Annotated in this window: 13 protein-coding genes; 6 read left to right on the plus strand and 7 right to left on the minus strand. The window is 67.7% G+C overall.

All coding sequences use genetic code 11. The features are described 5' to 3' along the window. The first annotated feature begins 38 nt into the window (after positions 1-38). Both ACLMAL_RS05205 and ACLMAL_RS05210 read left to right on the plus strand, forming a co-directional pair. On the plus strand, positions 39-11,171 hold the full coding sequence (locus tag ACLMAL_RS05205; protein ID WP_411998018.1) for an SDR family NAD(P)-dependent oxidoreductase: 11,133 nt from the start codon (positions 39-41) through the stop codon (positions 11,169-11,171). Between the two features lie 9 nt (positions 11,172-11,180). Next, entirely contained in the window at positions 11,181-11,705 is a 525-nt protein-coding gene (locus tag ACLMAL_RS05210; RefSeq protein WP_411998019.1) for a PaaI family thioesterase, read from the plus strand. Positions 11,706-11,771: 66 nt separating this feature from the next. Here the strand turns inward: ACLMAL_RS05210 and ACLMAL_RS05215 are convergent, their stop codons facing one another. The 3 genes from ACLMAL_RS05215 to ACLMAL_RS05225 form a co-directional block, all read right to left on the minus strand. Continuing rightward, a complete protein-coding gene (locus ACLMAL_RS05215) occupies positions 11,772-13,802 on the minus strand; it encodes an FAD-dependent oxidoreductase (RefSeq protein WP_411998020.1) in 2,031 nt (676 codons plus the stop codon). Positions 13,803-14,242: 440 nt separating this feature from the next. Further along, positions 14,243-14,770: a hypothetical protein gene (locus tag ACLMAL_RS05220; protein ID WP_411998021.1), complete on the minus strand. Its 528-nt coding sequence runs from the start codon at positions 14,768-14,770 to the stop codon at positions 14,243-14,245. Between the two features lie 118 nt (positions 14,771-14,888). Continuing rightward, on the minus strand, positions 14,889-16,088 hold the full coding sequence (locus tag ACLMAL_RS05225) for an NADH:flavin oxidoreductase (protein WP_411998022.1): 1,200 nt from the start codon (positions 16,086-16,088) through the stop codon (positions 14,889-14,891). A gap of 92 nt (positions 16,089-16,180) precedes the next feature. Here ACLMAL_RS05225 and ACLMAL_RS05230 point away from each other — a divergent pair, with 92 nt between their 5' ends. Next, the gene (locus ACLMAL_RS05230) at positions 16,181-16,948 is read left to right on the plus strand and encodes an SDR family NAD(P)-dependent oxidoreductase (protein WP_411998023.1); all 768 of its coding nucleotides are present in this window, start codon (positions 16,181-16,183) and stop codon (positions 16,946-16,948) included. 3 nt (positions 16,949-16,951) lie between these two features. On the opposite strand, the gene ACLMAL_RS05235 is transcribed toward ACLMAL_RS05230, so the two are convergent. Next, complete coding sequence (locus ACLMAL_RS05235) at positions 16,952-17,290, minus strand: hypothetical protein (RefSeq protein ID WP_411998024.1); 339 nt, start codon at positions 17,288-17,290, stop codon at positions 16,952-16,954. Positions 17,291-17,408: 118 nt separating this feature from the next. On the opposite strand from ACLMAL_RS05235, the gene ACLMAL_RS05240 reads away from it, so the two are divergent. After that, a complete protein-coding gene (locus ACLMAL_RS05240) occupies positions 17,409-18,821 on the plus strand; it encodes a hypothetical protein (protein WP_411998025.1) in 1,413 nt (470 codons plus the stop codon). Between the two features lie 382 nt (positions 18,822-19,203). Here ACLMAL_RS05240 and ACLMAL_RS05245 read toward each other — a convergent pair whose 3' ends face one another. Beyond that, on the minus strand, positions 19,204-19,848 hold the full coding sequence (locus ACLMAL_RS05245) for a TetR/AcrR family transcriptional regulator (protein ID WP_411998026.1): 645 nt from the start codon (positions 19,846-19,848) through the stop codon (positions 19,204-19,206). Between the two features lie 90 nt (positions 19,849-19,938). Here ACLMAL_RS05245 and ACLMAL_RS05250 point away from each other — a divergent pair, with 90 nt between their 5' ends. Then, positions 19,939-22,104, plus strand: a complete 2,166-nt coding sequence (locus tag ACLMAL_RS05250; protein WP_411998027.1) for an MMPL family transporter — start codon at positions 19,939-19,941, stop codon at positions 22,102-22,104. 766 nt (positions 22,105-22,870) lie between these two features. Here ACLMAL_RS05250 and ACLMAL_RS05255 read toward each other — a convergent pair. Continuing rightward, on the minus strand, positions 22,871-23,878 hold the full coding sequence (locus ACLMAL_RS05255; protein ID WP_411998028.1) for a stage II sporulation protein M: 1,008 nt from the start codon (positions 23,876-23,878) through the stop codon (positions 22,871-22,873). A 42-nt stretch (positions 23,879-23,920) separates the two neighbouring features. Between ACLMAL_RS05255 and ACLMAL_RS05260 the strand changes: the two genes are divergently transcribed. Further along, on the plus strand, positions 23,921-24,715 hold the full coding sequence (locus ACLMAL_RS05260; protein WP_411998029.1) for an RDD family protein: 795 nt from the start codon (positions 23,921-23,923) through the stop codon (positions 24,713-24,715). Positions 24,716-24,733: 18 nt separating this feature from the next. Here ACLMAL_RS05260 and ACLMAL_RS05265 read toward each other — a convergent pair whose 3' ends face one another. After that, complete coding sequence (locus ACLMAL_RS05265; RefSeq protein ID WP_411998030.1) at positions 24,734-26,047, minus strand: DUF58 domain-containing protein; 1,314 nt, start codon at positions 26,045-26,047, stop codon at positions 24,734-24,736. Between the last annotated feature and the right edge of the window lies 1 nt (position 26,048).

A 26,048-nucleotide genomic window follows, 5' to 3' on the forward strand; every position in this document is an offset into this window, starting at 1 on the left:
ACAACCTCAGCTGAACTGAAACGACCAGGAGCCCCACCATGGCCGACAATGACGAGCTTCGCCGGTATCTCAAGAAGACCGCGATAGAGCTGTACGAGACCAAGCAACAACTGCGCGACATCACCGATCGGTCGCGTGAGCCCATCGCCATTGTCGGAATGGCTTGCCGATACCCGGGTGGCGTGCGGTCACCCGAGGATCTGTGGCGCGTTGTCGAAGGCGGCGTGGACGCCGTCGGTGACTACCCGTCGGACCGGGGGTGGGACCTGGAGCGGCTGTTCGACCCGGACCCGGATGTACCCGGCACCATCTACACCCGGCAGGGCGGGTTCCTCGACTCGGTGGCCGACTTCGATCCCGCCTTCTTCGGGATCAGCCCACGCGAGGCCGCGGCGATGGATCCACAGCAACGCCTGATGCTCGAGGCGTCCTGGGAGGCGTTGGAAGACGCCGGTATCGACCCGGCGTCGTTGCGCGGCAGCGACACCGGGGTGTTCGCCGGGGTCGTTCATCAGAACTATGGTCCACGCGTCGGCTCGGCCGGGATCACCGCCGAGACGGAAGGTCATGTCTACCTCGGTGTTTCGAACAGCGTGCTGTCCGGCCGGATCGCCTACACCCTCGGCTTCAAGGGCCCGGCCATCTCGGTCGACACCGCGTGCTCGTCGTCCTTGGTGGCCCTGCACCTGGCGTGCCAGGCGCTGCGTCAGGGTGACGCCGCACTCGCTCTGGCAGGCGGCGTCACGGTGATGTCGGACCCGTCCGTCTTGATCGCGTTCGCCCGGCAGCGCGCGCTGTCCTCCGATGCCCGCTGCAAAGCGTTCGCGGCGGCCGCCGATGGGACCGGCTTCTCCGAAGGTCTGGGGATGCTGGTGCTGGAGCGGCTGTCGGACGCACAGCGTCTCGGGCACACCGTCTTGGCGGTGGTGCGTGGCAGCGCGGTCAATCAGGATGGCGCGAGCAATGGTTTGACCGCGCCGAACGGCCCGTCCCAGGAACGCGTCATCACGCAGGCGCTGGCCAACGCCGGTCTCGACCCCGCCGATGTCGACGCGGTGGAAGCCCACGGCACCGGCACTATGCTCGGCGACCCGATCGAGGCGAGCGCACTGATCGGCGTCTACGGTGCGCAGCGCAGTGCCGAGCCGCTGCGCCTGGGGTCCTTGAAGTCCAATGTCGGCCATACCTCGGCCGCTGCGGGCGTCGGCGGCGTGATCAAGATGGTCCAGGCCATGCGCCACGGTGTGCTCCCGAAGACATTGCATGTGGATGAGCCGACCCCGCACGTGGATTGGTCGGCGGGCACGGTGCTACTGCTTCAGGAGCAGCAGCCGTGGCCCGCTGGCGAGCGAATCCGGCGGGCGGGCGTGTCGGCCTTCGGGGCCAGCGGCACCAACGCCCACCTCATCCTCGAGGAGGCGCCGGCGGCCGCTGCGCAGGAGATATCCGGAGAGACAGCGGAGCAAGGCGATGCCGCGGTGACGGCGACTGCCCATCGCGACGCGTCGGATGTTGTCGCGCTGCTGGTGTCGGCGCGTTCCGAACCGGGGCTGGCGGCGCAGGCGGATCGGCTGCGGCAGTGGATGCTCGGCGCGTCCGATGTCGACGTGTGGGATACCGCGTTCTCCCTTGCGACCTCCAGAGCGCATCTGGATGTGCGCGGTGCGGTCGTCGGGCGCGACCGAACTGAGCTGCTCGCGGGCTTGGCCGCGCTTGCCGGCGGTGCCGGCGCCGCGCCGGGTGTCGATGTGGTGCGCGGGTCTGTCGGCTCGGGACAGACGGCGTTTCTGTTCACCGGTCAGGGCGCGCAGCAGCCCGGGATGGGCAAAGGTCTGTACTCGGCGTTTCCGGTGTTCGCGGCCGCGCTCGATGAGGTGTGCGCCGCATTCGATCCGCTGCTCCGGCAGTCCCACCCGTCGCCCGACCACCACACCTCGATGAGCTCCGCGCTGTCGTTGCGGGAAGTGATGTTCGCCGAGGACGGCGCGGAGCTCTTGGATCGGACGGAGTTCACCCAGCCCGCGTTGTTCGCGTTCGAGGTGGCGTTGTACCGGCTCGTCGAGTCTTTCGGTCCGACCCCGGACGTGCTGCTCGGGCACTCCATCGGTGAGCTCGTCGCGGCGTATGTCGCGGGGGTCTGGTCGCTGTCGGACGCGTGCGCGCTGGTGGCTGCGCGTGGACGGTTGATGGGTGCGTTGCCGCCGGGCGGGGCGATGCTCGCGGCCGCCGTTTCCGAAGACGAGGCGACCGCGCTGGTGGCCGAGTACCACGACCGACTGTCGGTGGCCGCGGTGAACGGTCCGTCGTCGGTGGTGCTTTCCGGCGACGCCGACGCCGTCGACGAGATCGAGCGACTGCTCGGCGACCCCAGCGGTATGAGCGTCAGGCCGGCGGCGGCAGCGGAGCGTAACCATCAGGGCCGAGCGAATGCCGTAATTCAACACCGTCGCAAGACGAGTAGGTTGCGAGTCAGTCACGCCTTCCATTCGGCACGAATGGAACCGATGCTGGCCGAATTCCGTGCGGTGGCCGAGAGTTTGACCTACCGAATGCCCACCGTCCCGATTGTGTCGAACGTGTCCGGCGCGGTGGTCGATAGTGAGCTGACCGATCCGTCGTACTGGGTAAGTCAGGTACGGGGAGCTGTCCGCTTCGCTCCGGGTGTCCAGGCACTGGTCGCGGCCGGTGCCCGCCGGTTCCTCGAGATCGGCCCTGATGCGGTGCTGGCGGCGATGACCCGCCAGTGCCTTGCCGAAGACCCCGATATCGAGGCGCGGTCGGTGGTGACCGCTGCCGGTCGGCGCGGTGCGGACGAGGCCGCGCAGTTCACCACCTTCCTGGCCGCCGCGACCGCCGCCGGACTGGAGGTGGATTGGCGCTCGGTGTACGCAGGCCGGTCGACGCGCCGAGTTCCGTTGCCGACCTACGCATTCCAACGTCAACGGTATTGGCTCGCGCCCACCGACGGTCTCGGCGACGTCGGTCGCGCCGGTCTCATGGCCATCGACCACCCCATGCTCGGTGCGGCGGTCGCGATGGCGGGCACTGACGAGTGGCTGTTCACCGGTCGGCTTTCGACGGCAGCACAGACGTGGATCGCCGATCACACGGTGTTCGGCACGGTCCTGCTGCCCGGCACCGGTTTCGTGGAGTTGGCGTTGGCGGTCGGTGCCCGGTTGGGTGTCGAGATCATCGACGAACTGGTTCTCGAGGCGCCGCTGCGTTTGGACGACCGGACCGAGATCGATATCCAGATCAGTGTCGATGCGCCCGACGACAACGGGCAGCGACGTTTTGTCATTGCTTCGCGGCCTGCCGACGAACAGTCCGCGGGCGCGAGCGGAATCACGCACGTGCACGGCGTTTTCGCGCCGGGCAGTGCGATTGATGCCGCCGAGTCCGGCAGCTACCGCGAGCCGCCGTCGGAGGACGCGACGCCTGCGGGCGCGCTGTATGACCAATTGGCCGCGCTCGGACTCGATTACGGACCCGCGTTCCACGGCGTGCGCCGTACCTGGCGCAACGGCGGCGACGTGCTCGCCGATGTGCAGTTGCCCGCCGAGGTCGGTGCGGACGCGGCGCGGTTCGGCGTGCACCCGGCGCTGCTGGACGCCGCGCTGCATGCCGCGGTGGACGAACTGTCCGCGGATCTGCGGCCCGGCACGGCGCCGCTGCCGTTCGCGTTCCACGGTGTGCGGTTGTATCGTCGCGGCGCGACGGCGGTACAGGTGCGAATCCGGCGGACCGGAGCCGACAGTGTGCGGCTCGAACTCTGCGATGACGCGGGAATTCTCGTGGCGACGGTCGAATCGCTGCAGACGCGCCCGGTCGACAGCCAGGTGGTGAACACCGGTCTTTCCGTCGGTCGCCACGCGCTCTACGAGGTGCGGTGGATCGCGGTCGAATCGCCGGTCACGGCCGACCCGGGGGCTCGGCGGATGGTCGCGGTCGGTGCGCTGACCGAATCCGGATTCGATGAGGACTACCCGGATGTCGCGGCACTGGTCGGGGCGTACGGCCCGGATGCCGAGGACGCGGGGCAGCACCCGGCCATCGACGCGGTGGTGTGGTTCGTCGATGACGCCGACACCGAATCCGTGGACGCCGCCGCTGCGTCGTCGGATGCTGGTGCTGTCGCTCCGGATGCCGGCGCAGTGCCGGTGGCGGCCGACATGGTGTCGGCGGAGGCCGTGCACCGCCGTCTGCATACGGCGTTGACGATGATTCGATCGTGGTTGCGTCTGCCCGCCGCGGCCGAGTCCCGACTTGTCGTCGTGACGCACAACGGCATCGGTCTGCCCGGCGAGAATCCGGACCTGACGGCGGCGGCGACCTGGGGCCTGCTGCGCAGCGCGCAATCGGAGCATCCCGGTCGAATCATTCTGGTGGACAGTGCTATCGACGGCGAGGTGACACCCGAGCTGATCGCGGCAGCCCTCGATGCCGACGCGGCGCAGCTGGCGGTGCGCGAGGGTGCGCTGCTCGAGCCGCGGCTGACCCGTCGCGACGGTGTCACCGGCTCGACCATGGCGCTCGGCTCCGGCGCGGTGTTGATCACCGGCGGCACCAGCGGTTTGGGCGCTGCGGTCGCCCGGCATGTCGCCGTGACGCACGGGGTGCGTGACCTGGTGTTGGTCTCGCGGCGCGGCCCAGCGGCCGACGGCGTCGCCGAACTCGTCGCCGAGCTGACCGAGCTCGGAGCCCGACCGAAGGTGCTGGCCTGCGACGTCGGCGACCGCGCCGCCGTAGCGACGCTGCTCGACAGCATTTCCGACGGTCCCGCATTGACCGCTGTCATCCACGCGGCGGGCGTCCTCGACGACGGCACCATCGACACGCTCACGCCCGAGCAGATCGACCGCGTGCTCGCACCGAAAGTCGATGCAGCACTGCACCTCCACGAGCTCACCCTCGACCGCGACCTTGCGGCGTTTGTGGTGTTCTCCTCGATCGCGGCGGTTCTCGGTTCGGCGGGCCAGGGCAACTACGCTGCGGCGAACTCCGTTCTCGACGCGTTGGCGCTGCGGCGCGTCAACGCGGGTCTGCCCGCCGTTTCCGTGGCGTGGGGTCCATGGAACGCCAGCAGCGGTATGACGGCCGAACTGGACGCGGCTGCCCTGGTCCGGTTGTCGCGTATGGGTTTTCGACCGTTGGCGCAAGCCGACGGGCTGGCGCTGTTCGACCTGGCCTGCGGTGGCGCCGCACCGTTCGTCGCGGCAGTCGACTTCGACGTCGCCGCGTTGTCCGTGCAGGCCCGCGCGGGCCTGCTGCCCGGTCTGCTGCAGTCGCTGGTGTCGTCGCCGCGGCGCGCCGACAACGGTGGTGGGGACCTGGCCGGGCGCTTGGCGTCGGCGTCGCCGGACAAGCACGACGCGATCGTGCTCGACTTCGTGCGCAATCAGGTCGCCGAGGTGCTCGGATACGCCGCAGGCGAGCTGATCGACGCCGAGAAGCCGTTCAGTGAACTGGGTTTCGATTCGCTCGGCGTGGTGGAGTTCCGCAACCGCCTCGCCAAGGCCACGGGTCTGCGGCTGCCGTCGACCCTCGCCTTCGACTACCCGACGTCGGCGGCGATCGCCAGGCACGTGCGCTCGCGGATCGAAGGCGCCGCAACGAGCGTGCGCCGCACCCAGCAGCGGACGCGGACCGACGAGCCGATCGCGATCGTCGGCATGGCCTGCCGGTATCCCGGCGGTGTCGAATCGCCGGACGCGCTGTGGGATCTGGTGTCCTCGGGTACAGACGCCATCAGCGAGTTTCCGTCGGATCGCGGCTGGGCGCTCGAGCGCCTGATCCATCCCGACCCCGACCACCCCGGCACGTCTTACGCCAAGGAGGGTGGGTTCCTGACGAACGTGGCCGACTTCGACGCGGGGTTCTTCGGCATCGGCCCGCGTGAGGCGATCGCGATGGACCCGCAGCAGCGGTTGCTGCTCGAGGTGTCGTGGGAGGCGTTGGAGCATGCCGGGATCGATCCGACGTCGTTGCGTGGCAGCGACACCGGTGTCTACACGGGCGTGATGTACCAGGACTACGAGGCCTTGTCGCGCAAGGCCGGGCCCGAGGTCGAGGGCTACGTCGGGACCGGCGTGGCGGGCAGCGTGGTGTCCGGACGAGTGTCATATGCGCTCGGCTTGGAAGGTCCTGCGATGACAGTGGACACGGCGTGCTCATCGTCGCTGGTCGCGCTGCATGTCGCTTGCCGGTCGCTGCGCCAAGGGGAGAGCTCTCTGGCGTTGGTCGGCGGTGCGACGGTCATGGCGACGCCGCTGGTGTTCGTGGAGTTCTCCCGACAGCGTGGTTTGGCGCCGGACGGGCGATGCAAGTCGTTTTCGGCGGCGGCCGACGGGGTGGCCTGGTCGGAGGGCGCGGCCGTCCTGGTGGTGGAACGGTTGTCGGATGCACTGCGTTTGGGCCACAACGTGCTTGCGGTGGTGCGTGGCAGCGCGATCAATCAGGACGGGGCGAGCAACGGTTTGACCGCGCCGAATGGTCCCTCGCAGGAGCGGGTGATCGCGGCGGCGTTGGATAACGCGGGCCTGCGCCCTGCGGATGTGGACGCGGTGGAGACACATGGGACAGGCACGCCGTTGGGCGACCCCATCGAGGCGCAGGCGTTGATCGCCGCCTATGGACAGGATCGACCGGAGCTGCCGCTGCGGATCGGTTCGCTCAAATCCAATATCGGTCACACACAGGCGGCTTCGGGCGTCGGTGGCGTGATCAAGATGGTGCAGGCCTTGCGGCACGAGACCTTGCCGAGGTCGTTGCATGTGGACGAGTTGTCGCCGCATGTGGATTGGTCGGCGGGGGCGGTGCAGGTGCTGACCGACGCGCAGCAGTGGCCGGCGGGCGATCGGGTGCGGCGCGCGGGAGTGTCGTCGTTCGGGATCAGCGGCACGAACGCGCACGTGATTCTCGAGGAAGCGCCGAGGAAACCGTCCGATCAGCAGCCGCGAGCAGCGGCGGAGCCCGACGGCGGCGATGCGTCGGCCGGGTCGGACCTCGACGTCGCTGCGGTGCCATTGCTGGTGTCGGCGAAGTCGGAGGAGGGGTTGCGGGGTCAGGCGCAGCGGTTGCTGACCTGGTTGACCGATCGTCCCGAGGTGGATCAGTGGGCGGTGGCACGGTCGTTGCTCGACTCGCGCGCGTTGCTGGATCGGCGCGGGGTCGTCGTCGGTCGTGATCGTGCGGAGCTGTTGGCCGGTCTGGCCGCTTTGGCATCGGGTTCGACGCGGCCGGGTGTGGTCGACGGCGTTGCGGGTTCGGGCGAGACGGCTTTCCTGTTCACCGGCGGCGGTGCGCAGCGGGTCGGCATGGGCGCCGGGCTGTACGAGGCGTTCCCGGTGTTCGCGGCGGCATTGGACGAGGTGTGCGCCGAATTCGATCGGCACCTGGGCGGGATCGACGCGTCATCCGGTCACCCTTCGACGAGCTCATTGCGTCAGGTGATGTTCACCGATCCCGACGGCGTGCTCGATCGCATGGCGTGGATGCAGCCCGCGCTGTTCGCCTTCGAGGTGGCGATGTTCCGCTTGCTGGAATCCTTCGGTGTGACACCGGATGTGGTCGCGGGTCATTCGCTGGGTGAATTGGTTGCGGCGTACGTCGCGGGGGTGTGGTCGCTTGCCGATGCGTGTGCGTTGGTCGCGGCGCGTGGCCGGTTGATGGGGGCGGCGCCGTCCGGCGGTGCGATGCATGCGGCGGCCATTTCGGAGGCCGAGGCCGAAGCGATGTTGGCCGGATATGCGGACCGGGTGTCGCTCGCGGCGGTGAATGGTCCGGAGTCGGTGGTGTTCTCGGGATTCGCGGATGCCGTCGACGAGATCCAGCGGCAGCTGTCCGACGCTGGTCGTAGGAACTCGCGGCTGCGGATCTCGCACGCGTCCCACTCGGTGGTGATGGAGCCGATACTTGCCGAATTCCGTTCTGTGGCAGCTGGATTGACGTATCATGAGCCGCTGTTGCCGATCGTGTCGAACGTCTCGGGTGAGCGGGCAGGCGCCAAGGTGCTGGATCCGGAGTACTGGGTGACGCACGTGCGCAGTTGTGTGCGGTTCGCTCCCGGTGTCGACAATTTGGTCGAGTCCGGTGTGCGGAGGTTCGTCGAGGTGGGCCCCGATGCGGTGCTGACCGCGATGGCTCGTGAGTGTTTGGCGGAGCGTCCTGAGGTCGAGGCGAAGTCGGTAGTACTGGCGTCGTCCCGCCGGAAGGTCGACGAAACGGTCGGGTTCGTCACGTGCCTGGCGCATGCCCATGCGGTGGGGATGCCTGCGGATCTGCGGCGCTTGTTTGCCGGGCGTGCTGCGGACCGAATTGTGTTGCCGACATACGCGTTCCAGCACCAGCGGTACTGGTTGCAGCCGAGCGACGACGTCGCGGCAGGCTCGTTCGGACATCCGCTGTTGACGAATGCGGTGCCGCTCGCAGGAAAGGACGAGTGGCTGTTCTCCGGACGAGTCTCCTTGCGGACGCAGCCCTGGATCGCCGACCACGCGGTGTTCGGTTCGGCGTTGCTGCCGGGGACGGCCTTTGTGGAATTGGCATTGGCCGCGGGTGCGCGACTGAACGTCGATGCCGTCGAGGAACTGCTGCTGGAGGCCCCGCTGCTGCTTGCCGGCGGCACCGAGGTCGACCTGCAGCTGAGTGTCGATGCGCCCGACGACGAGAGCAGGCGCGCGTTCGCGATCTACTCCCGTCCCGAAGCCACCGACGCCACCGAAGCCGACTCGGCCGAGGGGGCGCCGTGGGTGCTGCACGCGCGCGGCGTCCTGACCGCCGCCGACGAGGTCGCCCCGACGTGGGACGAGCGGACCTGGCCGCCATCGGGCGCCGAGCCGTCGGACGACGGGTCGCTCTATGACCGCCTGGCACAGCGCGGTTTCGACTACGGCCCGGTCTTCCAGGGCGTGACCGCGATGTGGTCGGATGGCGAGCGGACCTTCGCCGAAGCCTCCCTGAGCGAATCCGTGAGCGACTCGGCCGCCGCGTTCGGCATTCATCCCGCGCTGCTGGACGCCTGCCTGCATGTGGCCATCGACGAGCTTATCCAGGAGCTGCCGCCGGGTCGGATACCGCTGCCTTTCTCGTTCACCGGAGTGCAACTGTGGCGTTCCGGCGTCGCCGCTGTGCGTGCCAGAGTGGTCCGCGACGGCAGCGGGCAAGTACGGATCGATGCTGTCGACGATGACGGTTCGATCGTGCTGACCATCGCCGGGGTCGCCGCGCGGCCCGTCGACGCGGACGTTCTCGCGGCGAGCACGGCGCGCCGCGCGTCGCCGCTGAACCTGCGATGGACCGAGTCGAGGCTGGCTGCTGCGTCGTCTTCCGGGCTGTCGGCCACCTTGGGTTCGATGCGCGTTCCCGGCATCGACCATCACTACACCGATGTCGCGGAAGTGGTTGCGGCCGAGGAGCTTCCGGACTTTGTCGTGTGGTCTATCGTCGGGGATTCCGCCAGGGTCGCCGATGTCGAAGCCACCTCCGCTGAGCGCGCCGCGGCGATTCGGCAGTCGGTCCACACGGCCTGGGATGCATTGCGTTCGTGGCTGTCGATCGAGCAACTGACCGAAACCCGGCTCGTGGTGGCGACCCATCGTGCGGCGGGTCTGCCGGGTGAGCCGGTGGATCTGGCGGCCGCCGCGGTAATCGGTCTGGTCCGCAGCGCCCAATCCGAATATCCCGGCCGGATTGTGCTGCTCGACCACGACGGCGACCTGCACGCCGATCTGGTGCGCGGCGTGATCGAGTCGGATCAGGCTCAGGTGGCGGTCCGTGACTCCCGGATGTTCGTGCCGAGGCTGGCGAGCGGCGCAGTTGCCGACAACACCGGTTCGCTCGACAAGGGCGCCTTCGGTGCCGGCACCGTGCTGATCACCGGCGGCACCAGTGGTATCGGCGCGGTGACGGCTCGGCATCTTGCCCTCGTGCACGGCGTCGAACACCTGCTGCTGGTGTCGCGCCGGGGCGAACAAGCCGCCGGCGTCGCGGAGCTGATTGCCGAGCTGGCACGACTAGGAGCCCGAGCGCGCGTCGCCGCCTGCGATGTCGGTGATCGGGCGAGTGTGGCGGCGGTGCTCGATTCGATCGGGACCGAGCACCCGTTGACCGCAGTGATCCACTCCGCCGGCGTGCTCGACGACGCCACGATCGCCACGCTGACCGCGCAACAGTTCGATCGGGTGCTCACGCCCAAGGTCGACGGCGCGCTGCATCTGGACGAGCTCACCCGAGAGCACAACTTGGCGGCGTTCATCGTGTTCTCCTCGCTCGCCGCGGTGCTCGGTTCACCGGGACAAGGCAACTACGCGGCGGCGAACTCGTTCCTCGATGGGCTCGCGCGCACCCGCCGCGCCGCGGGCCTGCCCGGGTTGTCGGTGGCCTGGGGACCGTGGAACCAGGACACGGGCATGACGGGCACCATGGACCGGGCCGCCGTGGCACGGCTGGAGCGATTCGGCGTGAAGGTGATCAGCGACGACGACGGGACCGCGCTGCTCGACGCCGCCGTCGCCATGGACGAGGCAATGGTCGCCGGTGTCGAGTTCGACAAGCCCACGCTCTCAGCGCAGGCTCGCGCCGGACTGCTGCCCGATGTGCTCAGTGCTCTGGTGTCGGCACCCGCCAGAGTGCGGCGCGCGACGAGCGGCGGCGCGACCGGTGGTCAACTGGCGCAACGGCTTGCCGCAGCGCCGGAGGACGAACGGGACGCGCTGGTACTGGGGTTCGTGCGAGAAACCGTCGCGGCGGTACTCGGATACCCGTCGGCTGCGGCGATCGATCCCGAGACTCCCTTCAATGAACTGGGATTCGATTCGCTCGGCGGTGTCGAGCTGCGCAATCGCCTCGCCGAGTCGGCGGGCATGAAACTGCCGACGACGCTGGTGTTCGATTACCCGACCGCCACCGCCGTGGCGAAGTTCTTGCGCTCGCGGTTGGAAGCCGTCTCGACTACTTCCGCGCTCGACGACCAGATCGCCTCCCTCCGAACCTTGTTGGCGACCATGACGTCGGCGGGGGAGAAGGAGCGCCTTGCCGAGCGAATCCGCGCGACGTTGGCCGAAGCACTACAGGAACCCGAATCCACCACGCGCAGTGACCGCGACGCCGTCGAAGCGGCGAGTGTCGATGAACTCTTCGCGCTCATCGATCAGCAGATCACCTCTCAGTAAGGAACGCTCATGACGAGCAACGATTTGGCGGCCATCGAAACGTCCGACGGCGTGCGGAGGTTGCAACTGGAGTGGGATGATCCGGCTCAGGCCGTGCTCGGCCTGCTGCAGCTGTCGCGCGATGAACTGGTGCAGCGTCTGCGGTCCGGCGACCTACCCCAGCCGCCGCTGTCCAAGCTGCTCAACATCGCGGTCGTGGACGCCGAGCCGGGGCGGATGGTCTTGAGTCTCGGGCCCGACGAGCGGCACGTGAACTTCCTCGGCGTGGTCGGCGGCGGGGTGCTCGGCGCCGTCCTCGACGTGGCGATGTGGGGGGCGGTTCAACTGTCCATGGACGACAAGTCCATGGTCACCACCACCAGCATGAATACGAACTTCCTGCGCAGAGTCTCGCACGATCAGGCAACGCTGCGCGCGATCGCGCAGACCGTGCATGTCGGCCGGACGACGGCCGCCGCCGAAGCACGTCTTGTCGACGACGACGACAAGATCTATGTGACAGCGACTGCCAATTTCGTTCGGTTGGGAGGCTGAGACGTCAGCGGTCGGGTGCCCGGGCCAATTCGCCCCTCGGTCACCCGACCGCTGCGATTGCGGAGTTCAGATCGTGGCCGCCAGGCGGGTACCTTGCTCGATTGCCCGCTTGGCGTCCAGTTCACCGGCCTCGTCGGCGCCGCCGATGAGATGCACCCGCACACCGAGCGTTTCGAGCTCGTCGCGCAGATCTCGAACCGACTCCTGGCCTGCGCACACGATCACGTTGTCGACGTCGATCACGCGCCGAGCTTCTCGGTTCGGGCCGAAGCTGATGTGCAGACCGCGATCGTCGATCCGCTCATAGTTGACTCCGCCGATCTGCTCGACCCCCTTGCCGTCCAGGGTGGCGCGATGGATCCAGCCGGTCGTCTTGCCGAGGGTGGTGCCGAACGGGCCGGTCTTGCGTTGCAGCAGTGTCACTTTCCTGAGGGCGGGGGATGGCGTCGGCGTGGTCAACTGGCCTGGAGCCTGATCGTCCTCGGTGACGCCCCACTCCGCCTGCCACTCCTCGAGCTTCTGCGCGGCGGGGCCGTCGACTGTCAGGAATTCGCTGACATCGAAACCGATCCCGCCCGCACCGACGACGGCGACGCGATGGCCGACGGATCGCTCTTCGCGGATCAGCTCCGGGTAGGACAGCACCATCGGGTGGTCGATTCCTGGGATATCGGGAACGCGCGGACGCACCCCGGTCGCTAGGACGAGCTCGTCCCAGTTGCCCTCGGCAAGCTGCTCGGCGGTGGCCTGTACGTTCAAATGCAGGGTGACGCCGGAGACTTCGAGCTTTCGGCGAAAGTACCTGATCGACTCGTTGAACTCCTCCTTGCCCGGGATGCGACGAGCCAGGTCGAACTGGCCGCCGATCTTGTCCGATGCTTCGAACAGTTCGACGTGGTGACCCCGCTCGGCCAGCCCGATGGCCGCCGACAGGCCCGCCGGGCCCGCGCCGACGACGGCGACGCGTTTGGCGTGCTTGGTGGGCAGCAGCTGCAGCAGCGTTTCATGGCAGGCGCGCGGATTCACCAGGCAGGAAACGGTTTGGCGAGTGAAGGTGTGGTCCAGACAGGCTTGGTTGCACGCGATACAGGTATTGATCTCGTCCACGCGGGATTCGGCGGCCTTGTTCACCCATTCCGGGTCGGCCAGCAGTGGACGGGCCAGCGAGATGAGGTCCGCGTCGCCGCGCTCCAGGATCTCCTCGGCGACCTCGGGCATATTGATCCGATTCGACGCACACACCGGGATCGACACGTGCGCCTTGAGTTTGGCGGTGTATCCGACGAACGCGGCCCGCGGCACCGAGGTGACGATGGTCGGCACGCGCGACTCGTGCCAGCCGATATCGGTGTTGATGATGTCCACGCCGGCGGATTCCAGTTCCTTCGCCAGGGCGATGATCTCCTCGAAGGTCTGTCCGTCTTCGACGAAGTCGGCCAAGGACATTCGGAACATGATGAGGAAGTCCTCGCCGAGCGCGGCCCGGGTTCGTCTGGCGATTTCGACCGGGAATCGCCGTCGGTTGGCTGCCGAGCCGCCCCAATCGTCGGTGCGAATGTTGGTGCGCGGCGCGAGGAACTGGTTGATCAGGAAGCCCTCGCCACCCATCAACTCGATGCCGTCGTATCCGGCCGTTCTCGCCAGCTCCGCGCAGCGCACATGGTCGGCGATCGTCGATTCGATGCCCGCCTCGGAGAAAGCCTTCGGCTCGAACGCGACGAGCGGCGACGCCACGGCCGAGGGCGCGACATTACCGGGAATGTTCGAATCGCGGCCACCGTGGATGATCTGCAGCGCGATCTTGGCTCCCGCCTCGTGCACCGCCGTGGTGATGACCTGGTGGCGTTCGGCGTCGGCCTCGGTGAGCATCGCGCAGGCGAACGGCCACAGCCAGCCCTCGCGACTAGGGGAGTACCCACCGGTGACGATCAGACCCACCCCGCCGCGGGCCCGTTCGGCGAAAAACGCGGCCAGCCGGTCGATGTGCCAATCCCGGTCTTCCAGGTTGGTGTGCATCGAACCCATCACCACGCGATTGCGCAGCGTGACACGCCCCAGCTGGAGCGGTGACAGCAAGCGCGGAAAATCTGAACTCATGGAAAGAACCTAATGACCGGTCGGTACTCTCGCAACGGGAGTTGAACGGTCGTTCAGCGCGCCCGCGGGACCGGAAATTCACGTCCCAAAGCTGGTGCCGGACACCTATCGATATTTGCTCGGGCCACCCGTCCGAGTTCGAATGCGCGCCCGCGCGGTCGGGACGATTCGCAGTACACGAAGTGAGTTCGGCGAAGCTCCGCGTTTCGGCAACGGCGTTCGCAGCTCGTCGGTGGCCGCCGGCACCCGTTCATCGAGCGCGCCGACGAATTGCCGGCGGACCGCCAGCTCTCGATCGCACCAGCCGAGGTGGCCACACCGGCCCATGCGGTCGTGGCGGCTGCCGAGCGTCCGCCCACAGCGCGCGAGGCCCGGTCCAATGGGACCGAGCCGCCGCGGTTTTCGTATATTCACCTGTCCCGATACTGGGAACTGGGGTCTCAGGCGACGACGAGTGCGATGAGGATGAGGATGAGGATCGAGCCACCCATCACGACCGCGTGCCGCACGTTCTGCAGGATGGGCATCACCCAGCGCGGGAAGCCGCTTTCCGCGGCCTTCAGCAGGGCGGCCGCGTCGATGCGCGTCAGCATCGGGTCGCCCTTGCGAGCGAAAGCGGCCTGAACGGACTTCGCGGCGGTCAGATTGCTGTAGATGATGAGCACGTTGCCGATGAGCACCAGCGGCTGGAAGATCCAGGACAGGGGCTGGCCCCAGTGGTTGCCGGTCAGCTGGAGGGCGGCGAGGACCGTCATGATCAGGGCGACGGTCGCGGGGACGATCGTCTCGTGGCCGCTGGCGTCGAAGCTGAGGTTGTTCTCCTTCAGCACCGACGCGGGAATGCCCTGCCGCTGCAGTTCCGCCTCGGCGGCGGTTTTCGCGGCGGCGCCGTAGCGGTGGCGCACCAGCGGGATGCTCACGAAGGCGAGGGCGATCAGCAGCTGCAAGACGGCGGCGAAGACGTACATGATTTGTTCTCCTCATCGGATGTGCTGTCACTGTGGCGATGAACCGCAGTGGCGTTGTCGATGAGAGGGACGATGCCGACCGGCGCTGACAGCGCGCTGACACGGCTTTGGGTGCTGGTTACGCGGTGTGTGCGGGATCGGCCGCCGGGGTGGTCAGCACGCAGCGAGTGCCCTGATAGATCGTCGGCATGCACTGGTTGCAGTGCGTACACGGCGAGACCGATATCTCGTCGGCACGCATCCGATTGATCAGTTCAGGGTCGTAGAGCAGTGCGCGCGCCATGGCGACGAAGTCGAAACCGTGTGCCATGGCGGTGTCGATCGCCGCGCGGGAGGCGATGCCGCCGAGCAGGATCAGTGGGAGGTCGAGGTCGGCGCGGAAGCGTGCCGCCTCGTCGAGCAGGTAGGCGTCGCGGTAGGGATAGGTGCGCAGGAATTTCCGCCCGAGCAGGCGAATTCCCAAGCGCTGCGGTTGCGGGAATTGGGCGGCGAACTCGCGCAAGGGGACGTCGCCGCGGAACAGGTACATGGGATTGCGCAGCGAGCTGCCGACGGTGAGTTCGAGAGCGTCGAGGTTTCCGTCCTCGGCCAGCCACTGTGCGACGGTGCGGCTTTCCTCGATGCCGAACCCGCCGCGCACGCCGTCGTCCATATTGAACTTCGCGAGCACCGCGATCTCGCTGCCGACTTCGTTGCGCACCGCCTCGGCGGTCTGCCTGGCCAGGCGCGCACGGTTGACCAGGGTGCCGCCGTAGGAGTCGGAGCGTTTGTTCAGCGCCGGGCTGAGGAAGGCGCTGATCAGATAGTTGTGGCCGAAATGTAGCTCCACGGCGTCGAATCCGGCGCGCACCGCGAGCCTCGCGGACTCGGCGTGTGCGGCGATGATGCGCCGGATATCGGACTCGGTCGCCGCGTGCGTGACGCGCATGCTGATGGGGCTGAGCTGTCTGCTGGGCGCCAGCGCCGGTGCGCGGTTGGAAGCCGCGTTGGCGACCGGGCCCGCGTGGCCGAGCTGTGCGGAGACCGCACCGCCCTCGGCGTGTACCGCGTCGGTGAGTCGTTGCAGTCCGGGCACGGCGTCGGTGCGCATCCAGATCTGATGACGATCGGTGCGGCCCTCCGGCGCCACAGCGCAGTAGGCGACGGTGGTCAGTGCCGCGCCGCCCGCGGCGACTCTGCGGTGAAACTCGATGAGATCGTCGGTGACCAGCGCGTCCGGTGTGCGTCCCTCGAACGTCGCGGCCTTGATGATGCGGTTGCGCAGCTGGACCGGCCCGAGCATGGCGGGTTGGAATGCATCGCGGGTTTCCGACGACATGAGCCCAGGCTAGAACGTGTTGCAGTTCTGTGCATCGAAATGCGCAGCGCGAACATATTGACTCTCTATGAGAACCTGTTCTAATTTTTGGCATGCGTAGATACGAGGGCCGCCGAGTATTGGTCACCGGAGCGGGATCGGGCATCGGTCAGGGCATTGCCCTGCGGCTGCTCGACGAGGGGGCGCAGCTGGTCGCCGCCGACATCGACCAGCCCGGCCTGGAGGCCACCGCGGCGAAGGCGGGCGATGCCGCCGACCGGCTGCGGACCGTGCAGGTGAACGTCGCCGATCCCGAGTCGGTGCGCACCGCGACGGGCTCGGCGCTCGAATTTCTCGGTGGTCTCGATGTGCTGGTGAACGCCGCGGGCATCCTGCGGCCCGCCCGCACCGATGAAATGCCGTTGGACGTGTGGAATCAGGTGATCTCGGTGAACCTCACCGGAACCTTCCTGATGACCCAGAGCGCGCTGCCCGCGCTCGTGGAAACCGGGCACGGCGTCGTCGTGAATCTGTCCTCTACTGCGGCCTTCAGCGCCGCGCCCTACCTTGCTGCCTACGCCGCATCCAAGGGCGGAGTCAATGCATTCACCCACGCCATCGCGCTGGAGTACGCCAAGCAGGGTCTGCGCGCTGTCAATATCGTGCCCGCGGGCATCACCAGCGGTATCACCACGAAATCCATTCGGGATCAGCCGGAGGGTTTCGACCCGAGTCTGTTCGCGAGGTTGACCGGCTGGCTCAACGGTGGCGCGCTCGGGACCCCGGACGATATTGCGGGCGTGGTCGCCATGGTCGCCTCCGATGACGGCCGCTACATGACCGGGACCGAGATCCGCATCGACGGCGGGGCTTTGATGTAGTCCCTACGTGGACGTGGCGGACCAAAAGGGGGTGTGGGATCGGCGGGTTGGGCAGCTCGTGGTGCGTAACGGACGCGTCAGCATGTCGTCGGAGATCTCGATACCGTGCACGGTTCCCATGGCGCCGACCCGTTCCAGCAGCAACGAGAGCCCTGCTCCGCCGCCGAAGCCGATGTCCGCGATGGTGCTGCCCGGCGTGATCGCCGCGGTGTCGATCGCACCGGCGATGGCACGGCGGTTACCGCGGTTGAGGATGAAGGCGACGCCCTTGCCGAGCACGCCGTGTGGATTGCCGAGCTGACCGGCGAGGGTGGACAGCAGTCGCGCGCGGACTCCAGTCATGGCGCCATCGTAGCCACCGCCGCGGCGCTATTTGGATCGTCGGCGTTTCGAATACTGTTGCTGCCACGCCGGATCGGATTCGATCGAAGGCCACGCTGTGGAACGGAAGGATGACCGGATGCGATCACCGCTGATTCTCCTGGCCGCCTGCGCATTAGCGCTCGTGCCCGCGAACACCGCCGACGCGGCGGGGCAGTGGGGTCCGCTGGCGCCGCCCAACCCGCATCTCGGGCCGCTCGGCACCGCGACCATGCACGGTGACGCCGGCTCGTCGGACGCCACACCTTTGGCAGGCCCTGGGCCCGGCAACGTGTCGGTGGGCGTTTATCCGCTTGCGGCGGCGTGTCCGACGCTGCTGCAGGGCTCGGACGGACTCGTGGTCGCGCTGTGCACCGCGATCGCGGGACAAGCTCCGGTCCTACACCTGCTCGATCCGGCCGGTGGTGCGCCACTCGGTGCCTCGCTGGCTTCGCTCACCTTGACCAAGGGCAGTCTGCTCGGCGGCGTATACGCCTATCTGGACAACGCCGACCGGCTGGTGGTCGTGGACGGGAACCGCACGTTGCTGCGCGTCGCCCACACCCGCGATGCGGCAGGCGGGTGGCAGCTCGCGGTCGAGTCGTCGACCGATCTCTCCTCGGCAATTCCGGTCAGCGACAACGTCACCGGGCTCGTTCCGGATTGGTCCGGCAATGTCTGGTTTGCGACCGGCAAGGGCCTGGTCGGACTGGTTGCGCCCACGGGCCGGGCGGCGGTCGTCGCGCTGCCCGCGGGCGAGCAGGTCGCCAACAGCATTTCCGCGGCACCGAGCGGGCGCATCGCCGTCGCGACCACGCACGCCCTCTATGAATTGCGGGCCGCGGCGGGACGACCCGAGGTGCTCTGGCGTGCGCCTTACGATCGCGGCCGGGCGCGCAAGCCCGGCCAGCTCAGCTGGGGAACCGGTTCCACGCCTACCTATTTCGGTCCGAACACCGGCGCCGATTACCTGACGATTGTGGACAACGCCGACGGCCGGGTCAATGCGCTGGTCTTCCGTTCGGGCAGCGGCCAGTTGGTGTGCACGCAGCCGGTGCTCACGAAGGGCGGTGCGGGCAGCGAGAATTCACCGATCGGCATCAGCCGCTCACTGTTCGTCGCCAGCACCTACGGCTATCCGTATCCCGCTGTCCCCGAGGGGGCGGGCCAGGCGGTTCCGGCCACCGCGCCGTTCATCGGCGGTATGACTCGCGTCGACGTCGACGACGCGGGGTGCCACACGGTCTGGGAGAGCACGGTGCGCAGCGCCGCCGTTCCACATCTATCCACAGTCGACAGTGCGATATACACAGTGATGCGAATCGGTCTCGACACCACGACGCCGCTGGACGGTTACGCCTTCACAGTCATCGATCCGGACACCGGCTCCGTCACCTCGAGCAGGCCGCTGCCCGGCACCGTCGTCGACGACCCACTACAGACATCGCCGCTGGTCACCCATGGTGGTGAGGTCCTGCAGGGCACGATCACCGGGATACTGCGCATTCGTTGACACGCCGCTGCACGGCCATTCGATGCTGGGGATCCGCGGCCGGCGCCCGGTGCATAGCTCTCGGTGGAAGTGCCTGTGGATAGTGCGGCACAACACTTTTGGTCTCGACTGATGATCGAGACTTTCCACAGGCCCTGTGCATACCTGCGTGACACCTGTGAGTGGTTGTCGAGTGTGTGGACCGCTCAGTGCAGTGCTTGTGGATAGCACGCCCAGATTGTGGGCTCGAATGCGCGGCAGTGACGTTCGGCCGCGCACCGGGCGTCACGAGTCTGCACAGGCCGTGCAGTGCCGAGTCTGCACAGCCTGTGCGATAGGAGATTTCGCAGCAGCCCGGCCCGCCGGCCTTCGAGCTCGCTGCGATACCCGATCGTGAAGGGGATCAGTCGAAGGCGTTCGGGCCGGTGGCGAGTCCGCGCTGGATGACGGCGAGGGTGTGGGTGATGGCCTGTTCTCGTGCGGCGTCGTCCAGGCCGCGGATGGGTCCTTCGACCATCAGTGCGGCAAGTCCGTGCACCATTGCCCAGGCCGCGATTTCGGCGTCGGGGCGGTGTGCCGGGTCCATGTAGCCGATCTCGACGAGCTCGTCGAGCACTGCGGACAACAGGTTCAACGCAGGCGAGTCTTCCGGTGCTCCGTCGACGGGGCCGGTTTCGCAGAAGGCGGTGCGGAACAGCCCGGGTTCCGCTCTGGCGAAGGCGATATACCCGCGGCCGACCGCATTCAGGCGCAAGATCGCGTGCGCCTCGGGGCCAAGGGATTCCACACCGGCAGACATCGCCCCGAACAGGCTCTGCTGCGCCTCGGCCTGCGCGGCGCCGAGCAGTTGTTCGTGATTGGTGAAGTGGCGATAGGCCGCGGTCGGCGTGACACCGACCAGCCGGGCGGCCGCGCGCACGGTCACCGCCTCCGGCCCGCCGGTTTCCGCGAGCTCGGCGGCGGCGCGCACGAGCGCGTTGCGCAGGTCGCCGTGGTGGTACGGGCCTTCGCGGTGGCCGCGCTTGGTCGCTGATTCCGAGTTCGTCATCCTTTCGATGTTGACACCTACACACATCTCATGGCAAGTTAACACCCATCAAGTTTGCGACTGTAAACATTCTCGATCGGGGAGCCCGAAATGTTCGAAACACTCGGCAGATTCATCGTCCGCCACGCCCGCTGGATACTCGTCGTCGGCGTATTCGCGCTGCTCGCGGGCGGGGTGGTCGGCGCAACCGCGTTCAGCAAAATGCAGCCAGGAGGGCAGGAGGATCCGCACGCGCAGTCCAGCGCCGCAACGAGCCGATTGGCGGACAAGTTCGGTGCGGACACCGACTACGTCTTCCTGATCGGCGCGAAAACCGGCACCGTCGACGACACCGGTGTCGCCGATCTCGGCCGGGACCTGGTGCACCGACTCGCGGCCGACAGCAGGCTCACCAATGTCGTCTCGTATTGGGAGACCGGATCGCCTGCGATGCGGTCCGCCGACGGAACCGCGGCCGTCATCCTTGCGGGCAGTTCGGCCAAGGCCGCCGCCGACAAGGAGAAGGACGCCGAGGCGATCGTCGAGGATTACCGTGCCGACGGCCCGGTCGCGCAGATTCGCATCGGCGGCAGCTCCGCGATCTTCCATTCGATCACCGAACAGATCGGCAAGGATCTCGGTCTCGCGGAAGCCGTTGCGGTGCCGTTGATCCTGGCACTGCTGGTGCTCGCCTTCGGCAATGTGATCGCCGCGCTGCTCACCCTGGTCGTCGGCGGGATCGCCATTCTGGGTACCTTCACCGAACTCGCGATCCTGGGCTCGGTCACCGATGTGTCGATCTACGCGGTGAACCTCACCACCGGCCTCGGACTCGGGCTCGCGGTCGACTACGGGTTGCTGATGGTCAGCCGATTCCGGGAACGGCGCGCGGCAGGCGCGGAGCCGTCCGATGCGGTGGTCGCCGCGGTGTCGACGGCAGGCCACACCATCGTTTTCAGCGCGGCGACGGTGGTCGCGGCACTCTCGGCCCTGGTGATCTTCCCGCAGTACTTCCTGCGCTCGTTCGCCTACGGCGGGATCGGTGTCGTGGGCATCTCCGCACTGGCCGCGGTAATCGTGCTGCCCGCGCTGCTCGCGGTGCTCGGTGCACGCACCGATGCCTGGCGGGTGCCCGGCGTCCGCGGGATCCGTGGTGACGCGACGCCGTTCTGGGCAGGCGTCGCCGGTTTCGCGATGCGCAGGCCGGCACTGGCAGGCGTTCCGGTGGTTGCGGTGCTGCTGTTTGCCGCGGCGCCGCTGCTGAATGTGCAGTTCGGCACCCCCGACGATCGGGTGCTGCCCACCAGCGCCGAGGTGCGGCAGGTCGGTGATGCGATGCGCGACGATTTCGGCGGCGGCGATACCAACGCGCTGTCGGTGGTCACGACGGCCGGGGTGGCCGCAGGCCAGCTTGCGGACTACGCGCGCACCCTGTCGCTGGTCGAGCACGTCACCCAGGTCGATTCCAGCACGGGCACTTTCGTGCGCGGCGCGCAGTCCGCGACCTCGCCCGCCGATGCCAGGTTCGCCCGTCCCGAGGCGCAGCGGCTGGCCGTGCTCACCGACCTGGACCTCAACTCGAGCGCCGCTCGTGAGCTGGTCGACAAGGTGCGCGAGGTACCGAGCCCGGCCGGGGCGAGTGCCTTGGTCGGCGGGCAGGCCGCCGAGCTGCGCGACAGCCTCGCCTCGATCGGGTCGAAGCTGCCCATCGCGATCGGCTGGATCGTGCTGACGACCTTCGTGCTGCTGTTCCTGTTCACCGGCAGCATCGTGCAGCCGCTGCGCGCCCTGCTGTCGAACGTGCTGAGCCTGGCCGCGACCCTCGGCCTGATGGTGTTCATCTTCCAGAACGGCCACTTGTCCGGCCTGATCGGTTTCACACCCGCGCCACTGGACGTGTCGATGTTGCTGCTGTTGTTCTGCATCACCTTCGGCCTGTCGATGGACTACGAGGTGTTCGTGATCAGCCGGATCAAGGAGTTGCGCGACCTTGGCGTGTCCGCGGGTGACGCGGTCGTCGAGGGCTTGGCCAGGACCGGCAGGCTCGTCACCACCGCCGCGGCGCTGATCTCGATCAGCTTCCTCGCCTTCACCACCAGCGATGTCCGGTTCATCCAGTTCTTCGGGCTCGGTGCGGGTTTGGCGATTCTGATCGACGCGACGCTGGTGCGCGGCGTGCTGGTGCCGGTAGCGATGCGCCTGCTCGGCCGGGCCGCCTGGTACGCGCCACGGCCGATGCGGTTGGTGCACGCTCGGGTCGGTCTCGCCGAGGGCTGACCGAGGTTCGTCGGACGGCCCTCGCGCTCGGTGCGCGGGGGTCGTCGGACGCATTCCCGGGTGTTGTCGGCAGCGTGGTGAAACATCTGCCACTGTGTGGATTTCGCCTGGTTCGAGCGTGTTCTCGGAGACGATGAGGCGAAGATCACACACAACTACATAGTTGCGGTCGCGGTGCTGATGGCCGCGGAGCCGATGGCATGAGCAACCACCTTTGCGCAACTGGTTATTTCTGATCTTGACGGGCCATCGGTATACCTACGTGCAGCACCTCATGGCACATATCTTGTTTATTACGCTTTAAACAAACCTTGAGTCGCTTTCTGTTCATCCACTGTCCAGCTATCTCCATTAGCGGCCGCTAAACATGCAGGTAGTGACCCGTGTCTGGCGACCATGGAGAGATCTATTGAATGGCTCCAGCTAATCGTTCGGAGAATGTTTGGTGTGCTGCGCGGTGGTTAAGGACCGCCACGCGGTATCGCGTGGCAGAGATCCTTTGTGGGCCGGTAACTCGGCGCCCACAGTGCCGCCATGAGTTAGCTGGAGTACTGAAAAACCATGCGCCCACATGGGTTTGCTGGCGTGCTGCTTTATACGCTCGGCCTCGGCGTGGAGGGTTGCGTGCGGATAACGATTGTGTACAGTTGACGGTAACGCTGGCCGCAGCTGAGCTGGACTCGCTGCGGCCAGCGGAACTCAAATGGGGGAGTCGAAAACTAGGCTGTAGCGCATCGTTGCTACCGATTGCCCGGAGTCATTTCACTCACCGTGTGCTCGGCGTTGTCTGCCAGCGATCCTCGGCCGGGTTCCCCTCCACCACCGCCTCCTGCTCGAGCGCCGCGCGCCGACCCGCGCCGAACACATAAACCAGGAACAAGACTTCGGCGACGAACCCGATCGCGATGCGCGCCGACGCAGGCAGCGGGCTCGGTGTGACGAAACCCTCCAGGAAGCCGGACACCAGCAGGACACCGACCAAGCCGAGCGCGATCACCGCGGTGGCTCGTCCCTGCCGCGCCACCGCCTCGAGCCTGCTGGCGCGACCCGGATCGATCAGCGTCCAGCCCAGCTTCAATCCGGCCCCGCCCGCCACGAAAACCGCGGTCAGCTCGAGCATCCCGTGCGGCAGGATGAACCCGAAGAACGAGTCGAGCCTGCCTGCCTCGGCCATGAGTCCGGCGCTGACACCTACATTGAGCGCGTTCATGAACAGCAGGTACACCGCTGGCAGGATCAGCACACCGGTGAACAACGCGATCGCCGACACCCACGCGTTGTTCGTCCACACCTGCGCGGCGAACGCACCCTGCGGATGCTCCGAGTAGTAGGTCTCGAATTTGCCGCCCGGTTCGGTGAGTGCGTCGGTGTTGTCAGGGAGCCCGAGTAGGTCGTGCGCCACACCGGACCCTTGTACCCACACCGCAAGCCCGCCCGACACCACAAGGAACACCGCCGCGACGCTCACCCACCACGGCCAGGCCCGGTAGACCGCCGCAGGGAATTGGTGGCTGCAGAACCTGCCGATCTCCGCCCAGGTATCGGCCTTGGTGCCGAGCACCTTGCCGCGCGCCCGCGCCAGCAATGCGCTGAGCCCGGCGATGAGTTCGGGGTCGGGACTGTGCGACTGCAACCGAGCCAGCTGCTGTGAGGTCCGCCGGTACAGCGCAACGAGCTCGTCCGCCTCGGCGCCGCTCAGCGACCGGCGCCGGGCCAGATAGTCCAGCCGGTCCCAGGACCGCCGGTGGGTGTAGCTATACGCGTCGACGTCCATTGGTTGCCTCCCTCACCACTGGTCGGAAGAATGCTATTCGACATGGCTGAATTCACTACCGGCGAAGCGGTCGCGCTCGAGCTGCCGATCGCACGAATCCCCACCAGAGCGACTGCTTTCCTCATCGATGTCGTGGTGCAGTTCGCGCTGGGTTGCTCGCTGTTGTTCGCGGCCGCCGCAGTGCTGGCCGCCGCGGGCGCGGACTCGGCGTGGATGGATGTGGCAGCGCTGGTGGCGATCGTCGGGGTGCTCATCGGCTACCCGGTTGCCTGCGAAACCCTGATGCACGGGCGCACGGTCGGCAAGGTGATGATCGGCCTGCGGGTGGTGCGCGCCGACGGCGGACCGATCGATTTCCGGCATGCGCTCACCCGCGGCCTTGCGGGCGGCATCGTCGATTTCTGGGTCCTCGGCGGTTTCGGCGCCATCGCGGTGCTCACCTCGATGTGTTCCCCGAACGCGCGCCGCATCGGTGACGTGCTCGCCGGAACCGTTGTGGTGCATGCCCAGACGAGCCTGCCGCGGCCCGCGCTCGCCACCGCCCCGCCCTGGCTCGCAGGCTGGGCCGGACAGCTCGACCTCTCCGGCCTCCCCGAGGATCTCGCGCTCTCGGTGCGTCAATACCTGACACGGGTCCGCACGCTCACTCCGGCCGTGCAGGCGAATCTCGGCCAGGCACTTGTCAGCGCGCTCTGCGAGCGGCTGCAGATTCGGCCGCCGCTGGGCTATCCGCCGGTGCAGGTGCTCGGCGCGGTGATCGCCGAACGCCAACGCCGAGCACTGCCTGCCGCACCGTCGGCTGTCTCACCGTTCGCCATGGTCGCTATCCGCGGTTAGTGCCTACCGCCGCTGCACTCACATAGTTCCGGACTGCTTAAGTTCGAGGTACTCGTCGGCCAAGGCCTCCGGCAGACGGTCCGGGGATGCGGAGACGACCGCGATTCCCCTGCGGCGCAGCGAGTCCTGGACCAGCGCGCGCTCGGCGAGGATGGTCTCCGCGGTGGCGGCGAGGTAGAGGTCGGCGCTGGTGTCGCGGCGCGCGGCGGCCGCGGCGATCTCGGGGTCGGTGACGGAGACGATCAAGACCCGGTGCCGTTGGGCGAGCACGGGCAGCACCGGAAGCAGGTTCTCCTGCACCGCGGCGCCGTCGAGGCTGGTGAACCAGACCACCAGGCTGCGGCGGCGGGTGCGTTGGATGGTCGCGCGGACCATTCCCGCGCTGTCGGTGTCGACAAGGGCGGGGCTGATGCCTGCCATCGCGTGCATCAGCTTCAGCTGCAACCCTTTTCCACCGACACCGCGAACCTCCGCCCGAACCTTCCTGTCGAAGGCGAGCAGATCCACCGAATCGCCCGCCGCGGCGGCCAGCCCGCCGAGCAGCAGCGCGGCCTCGATGCTCGCGTCCAGTCGGGTGCCATCGTCGATGTGCCCAGGACTGCCGACCCGGCCGGCACTGATGCGACCGGTGTCGAGCAGCATCAGCATGTGCCGGTTGCGTTCCGGACGCCAGGTGCGCACCAGCACGTCGGTAGCTCGTGCGGTGGCGCGCCAGTCGATGGACCGCACGTCGTCGCCCGGGACGTACTCACGGAACGAGTCGAACTCGGTGCCCTGGCCGCGCAGGTTCGCGACATTGCGACCCTCGAGATGTTGCAGCCGTTTCACTTTCGACTGCATCAGGCGTTCGCTGCGGAACGGCGGCAGCGCGCGCACCCGCGCGGGCACGCTGCGCCGGGTCTGCCTGCCCGCGACGCCCAGCGGGCCGATCAGACGCAGCGTGACCGGGCCCGCCGCTCGATCGCCGCGGTAGGTCGGCGTGAGCGTGGTGTGCAAGCGCGTCCGCGTGTTGTGCGCCAGATCCAGTCGGTGCGCGCGGTGTGCGGCGCGTGCGCTGCCGGGCCAGTCGTCCCACAGGGTGCCGCGCACGGTGCGGGTTCCGCTGTTGAGTACGACGAGCTCCACCTCGGTGCTGCGGCCGAGGCGGACGACGGTCAGCGGTGCTCTGCTGAGAGTGAGGTCGCGCGGGCGGGCGACCGAGCCCATATCGACGAGCACAGCGGCGGCAAGCGCACTCGTCATCAATGCCACCCCGAGCCAGGTCGGCATGACGAAGACGACGAACAGCGCGACCACCGCGCCCGCGGCGGCCAGCCGACCGGTGACGACCACG

It is taken from the genome of Nocardia sp. CWNU-33, assembly GCF_046764895.1.
Taxonomy (GTDB): domain Bacteria; phylum Actinomycetota; class Actinomycetes; order Mycobacteriales; family Mycobacteriaceae; genus Nocardia.

Excerpts from the sequence above, each read along its gene's own strand:
- ACLMAL_RS05205 (WP_411998018.1), top strand. The coding sequence starts at position 39 with ATGGCCGACAATGACGAGCTTCGCCGGTATCTCAAGAAGACCGCGATA.
- ACLMAL_RS05210 (WP_411998019.1), top strand. The coding sequence starts at position 11,181 with ATGACGAGCAACGATTTGGCGGCCATCGAAACGTCCGACGGCGTGCGG.
- ACLMAL_RS05215 (WP_411998020.1), bottom strand. The coding sequence starts at position 13,802 with ATGAGTTCAGATTTTCCGCGCTTGCTGTCACCGCTCCAGCTGGGGCGT.
- ACLMAL_RS05220 (WP_411998021.1), bottom strand. The coding sequence starts at position 14,770 with ATGTACGTCTTCGCCGCCGTCTTGCAGCTGCTGATCGCCCTCGCCTTC.
- ACLMAL_RS05225 (WP_411998022.1), bottom strand. The coding sequence starts at position 16,088 with ATGTCGTCGGAAACCCGCGATGCATTCCAACCCGCCATGCTCGGGCCG.
- ACLMAL_RS05230 (WP_411998023.1), top strand. The coding sequence starts at position 16,181 with ATGCGTAGATACGAGGGCCGCCGAGTATTGGTCACCGGAGCGGGATCG.
- ACLMAL_RS05235 (WP_411998024.1), bottom strand. The coding sequence starts at position 17,290 with ATGACTGGAGTCCGCGCGCGACTGCTGTCCACCCTCGCCGGTCAGCTC.
- ACLMAL_RS05240 (WP_411998025.1), top strand. The coding sequence starts at position 17,409 with ATGCGATCACCGCTGATTCTCCTGGCCGCCTGCGCATTAGCGCTCGTG.
- ACLMAL_RS05245 (WP_411998026.1), bottom strand. The coding sequence starts at position 19,848 with ATGACGAACTCGGAATCAGCGACCAAGCGCGGCCACCGCGAAGGCCCG.
- ACLMAL_RS05250 (WP_411998027.1), top strand. The coding sequence starts at position 19,939 with ATGTTCGAAACACTCGGCAGATTCATCGTCCGCCACGCCCGCTGGATA.
- ACLMAL_RS05255 (WP_411998028.1), bottom strand. The coding sequence starts at position 23,878 with ATGGACGTCGACGCGTATAGCTACACCCACCGGCGGTCCTGGGACCGG.
- ACLMAL_RS05260 (WP_411998029.1), top strand. The coding sequence starts at position 23,921 with ATGGCTGAATTCACTACCGGCGAAGCGGTCGCGCTCGAGCTGCCGATC.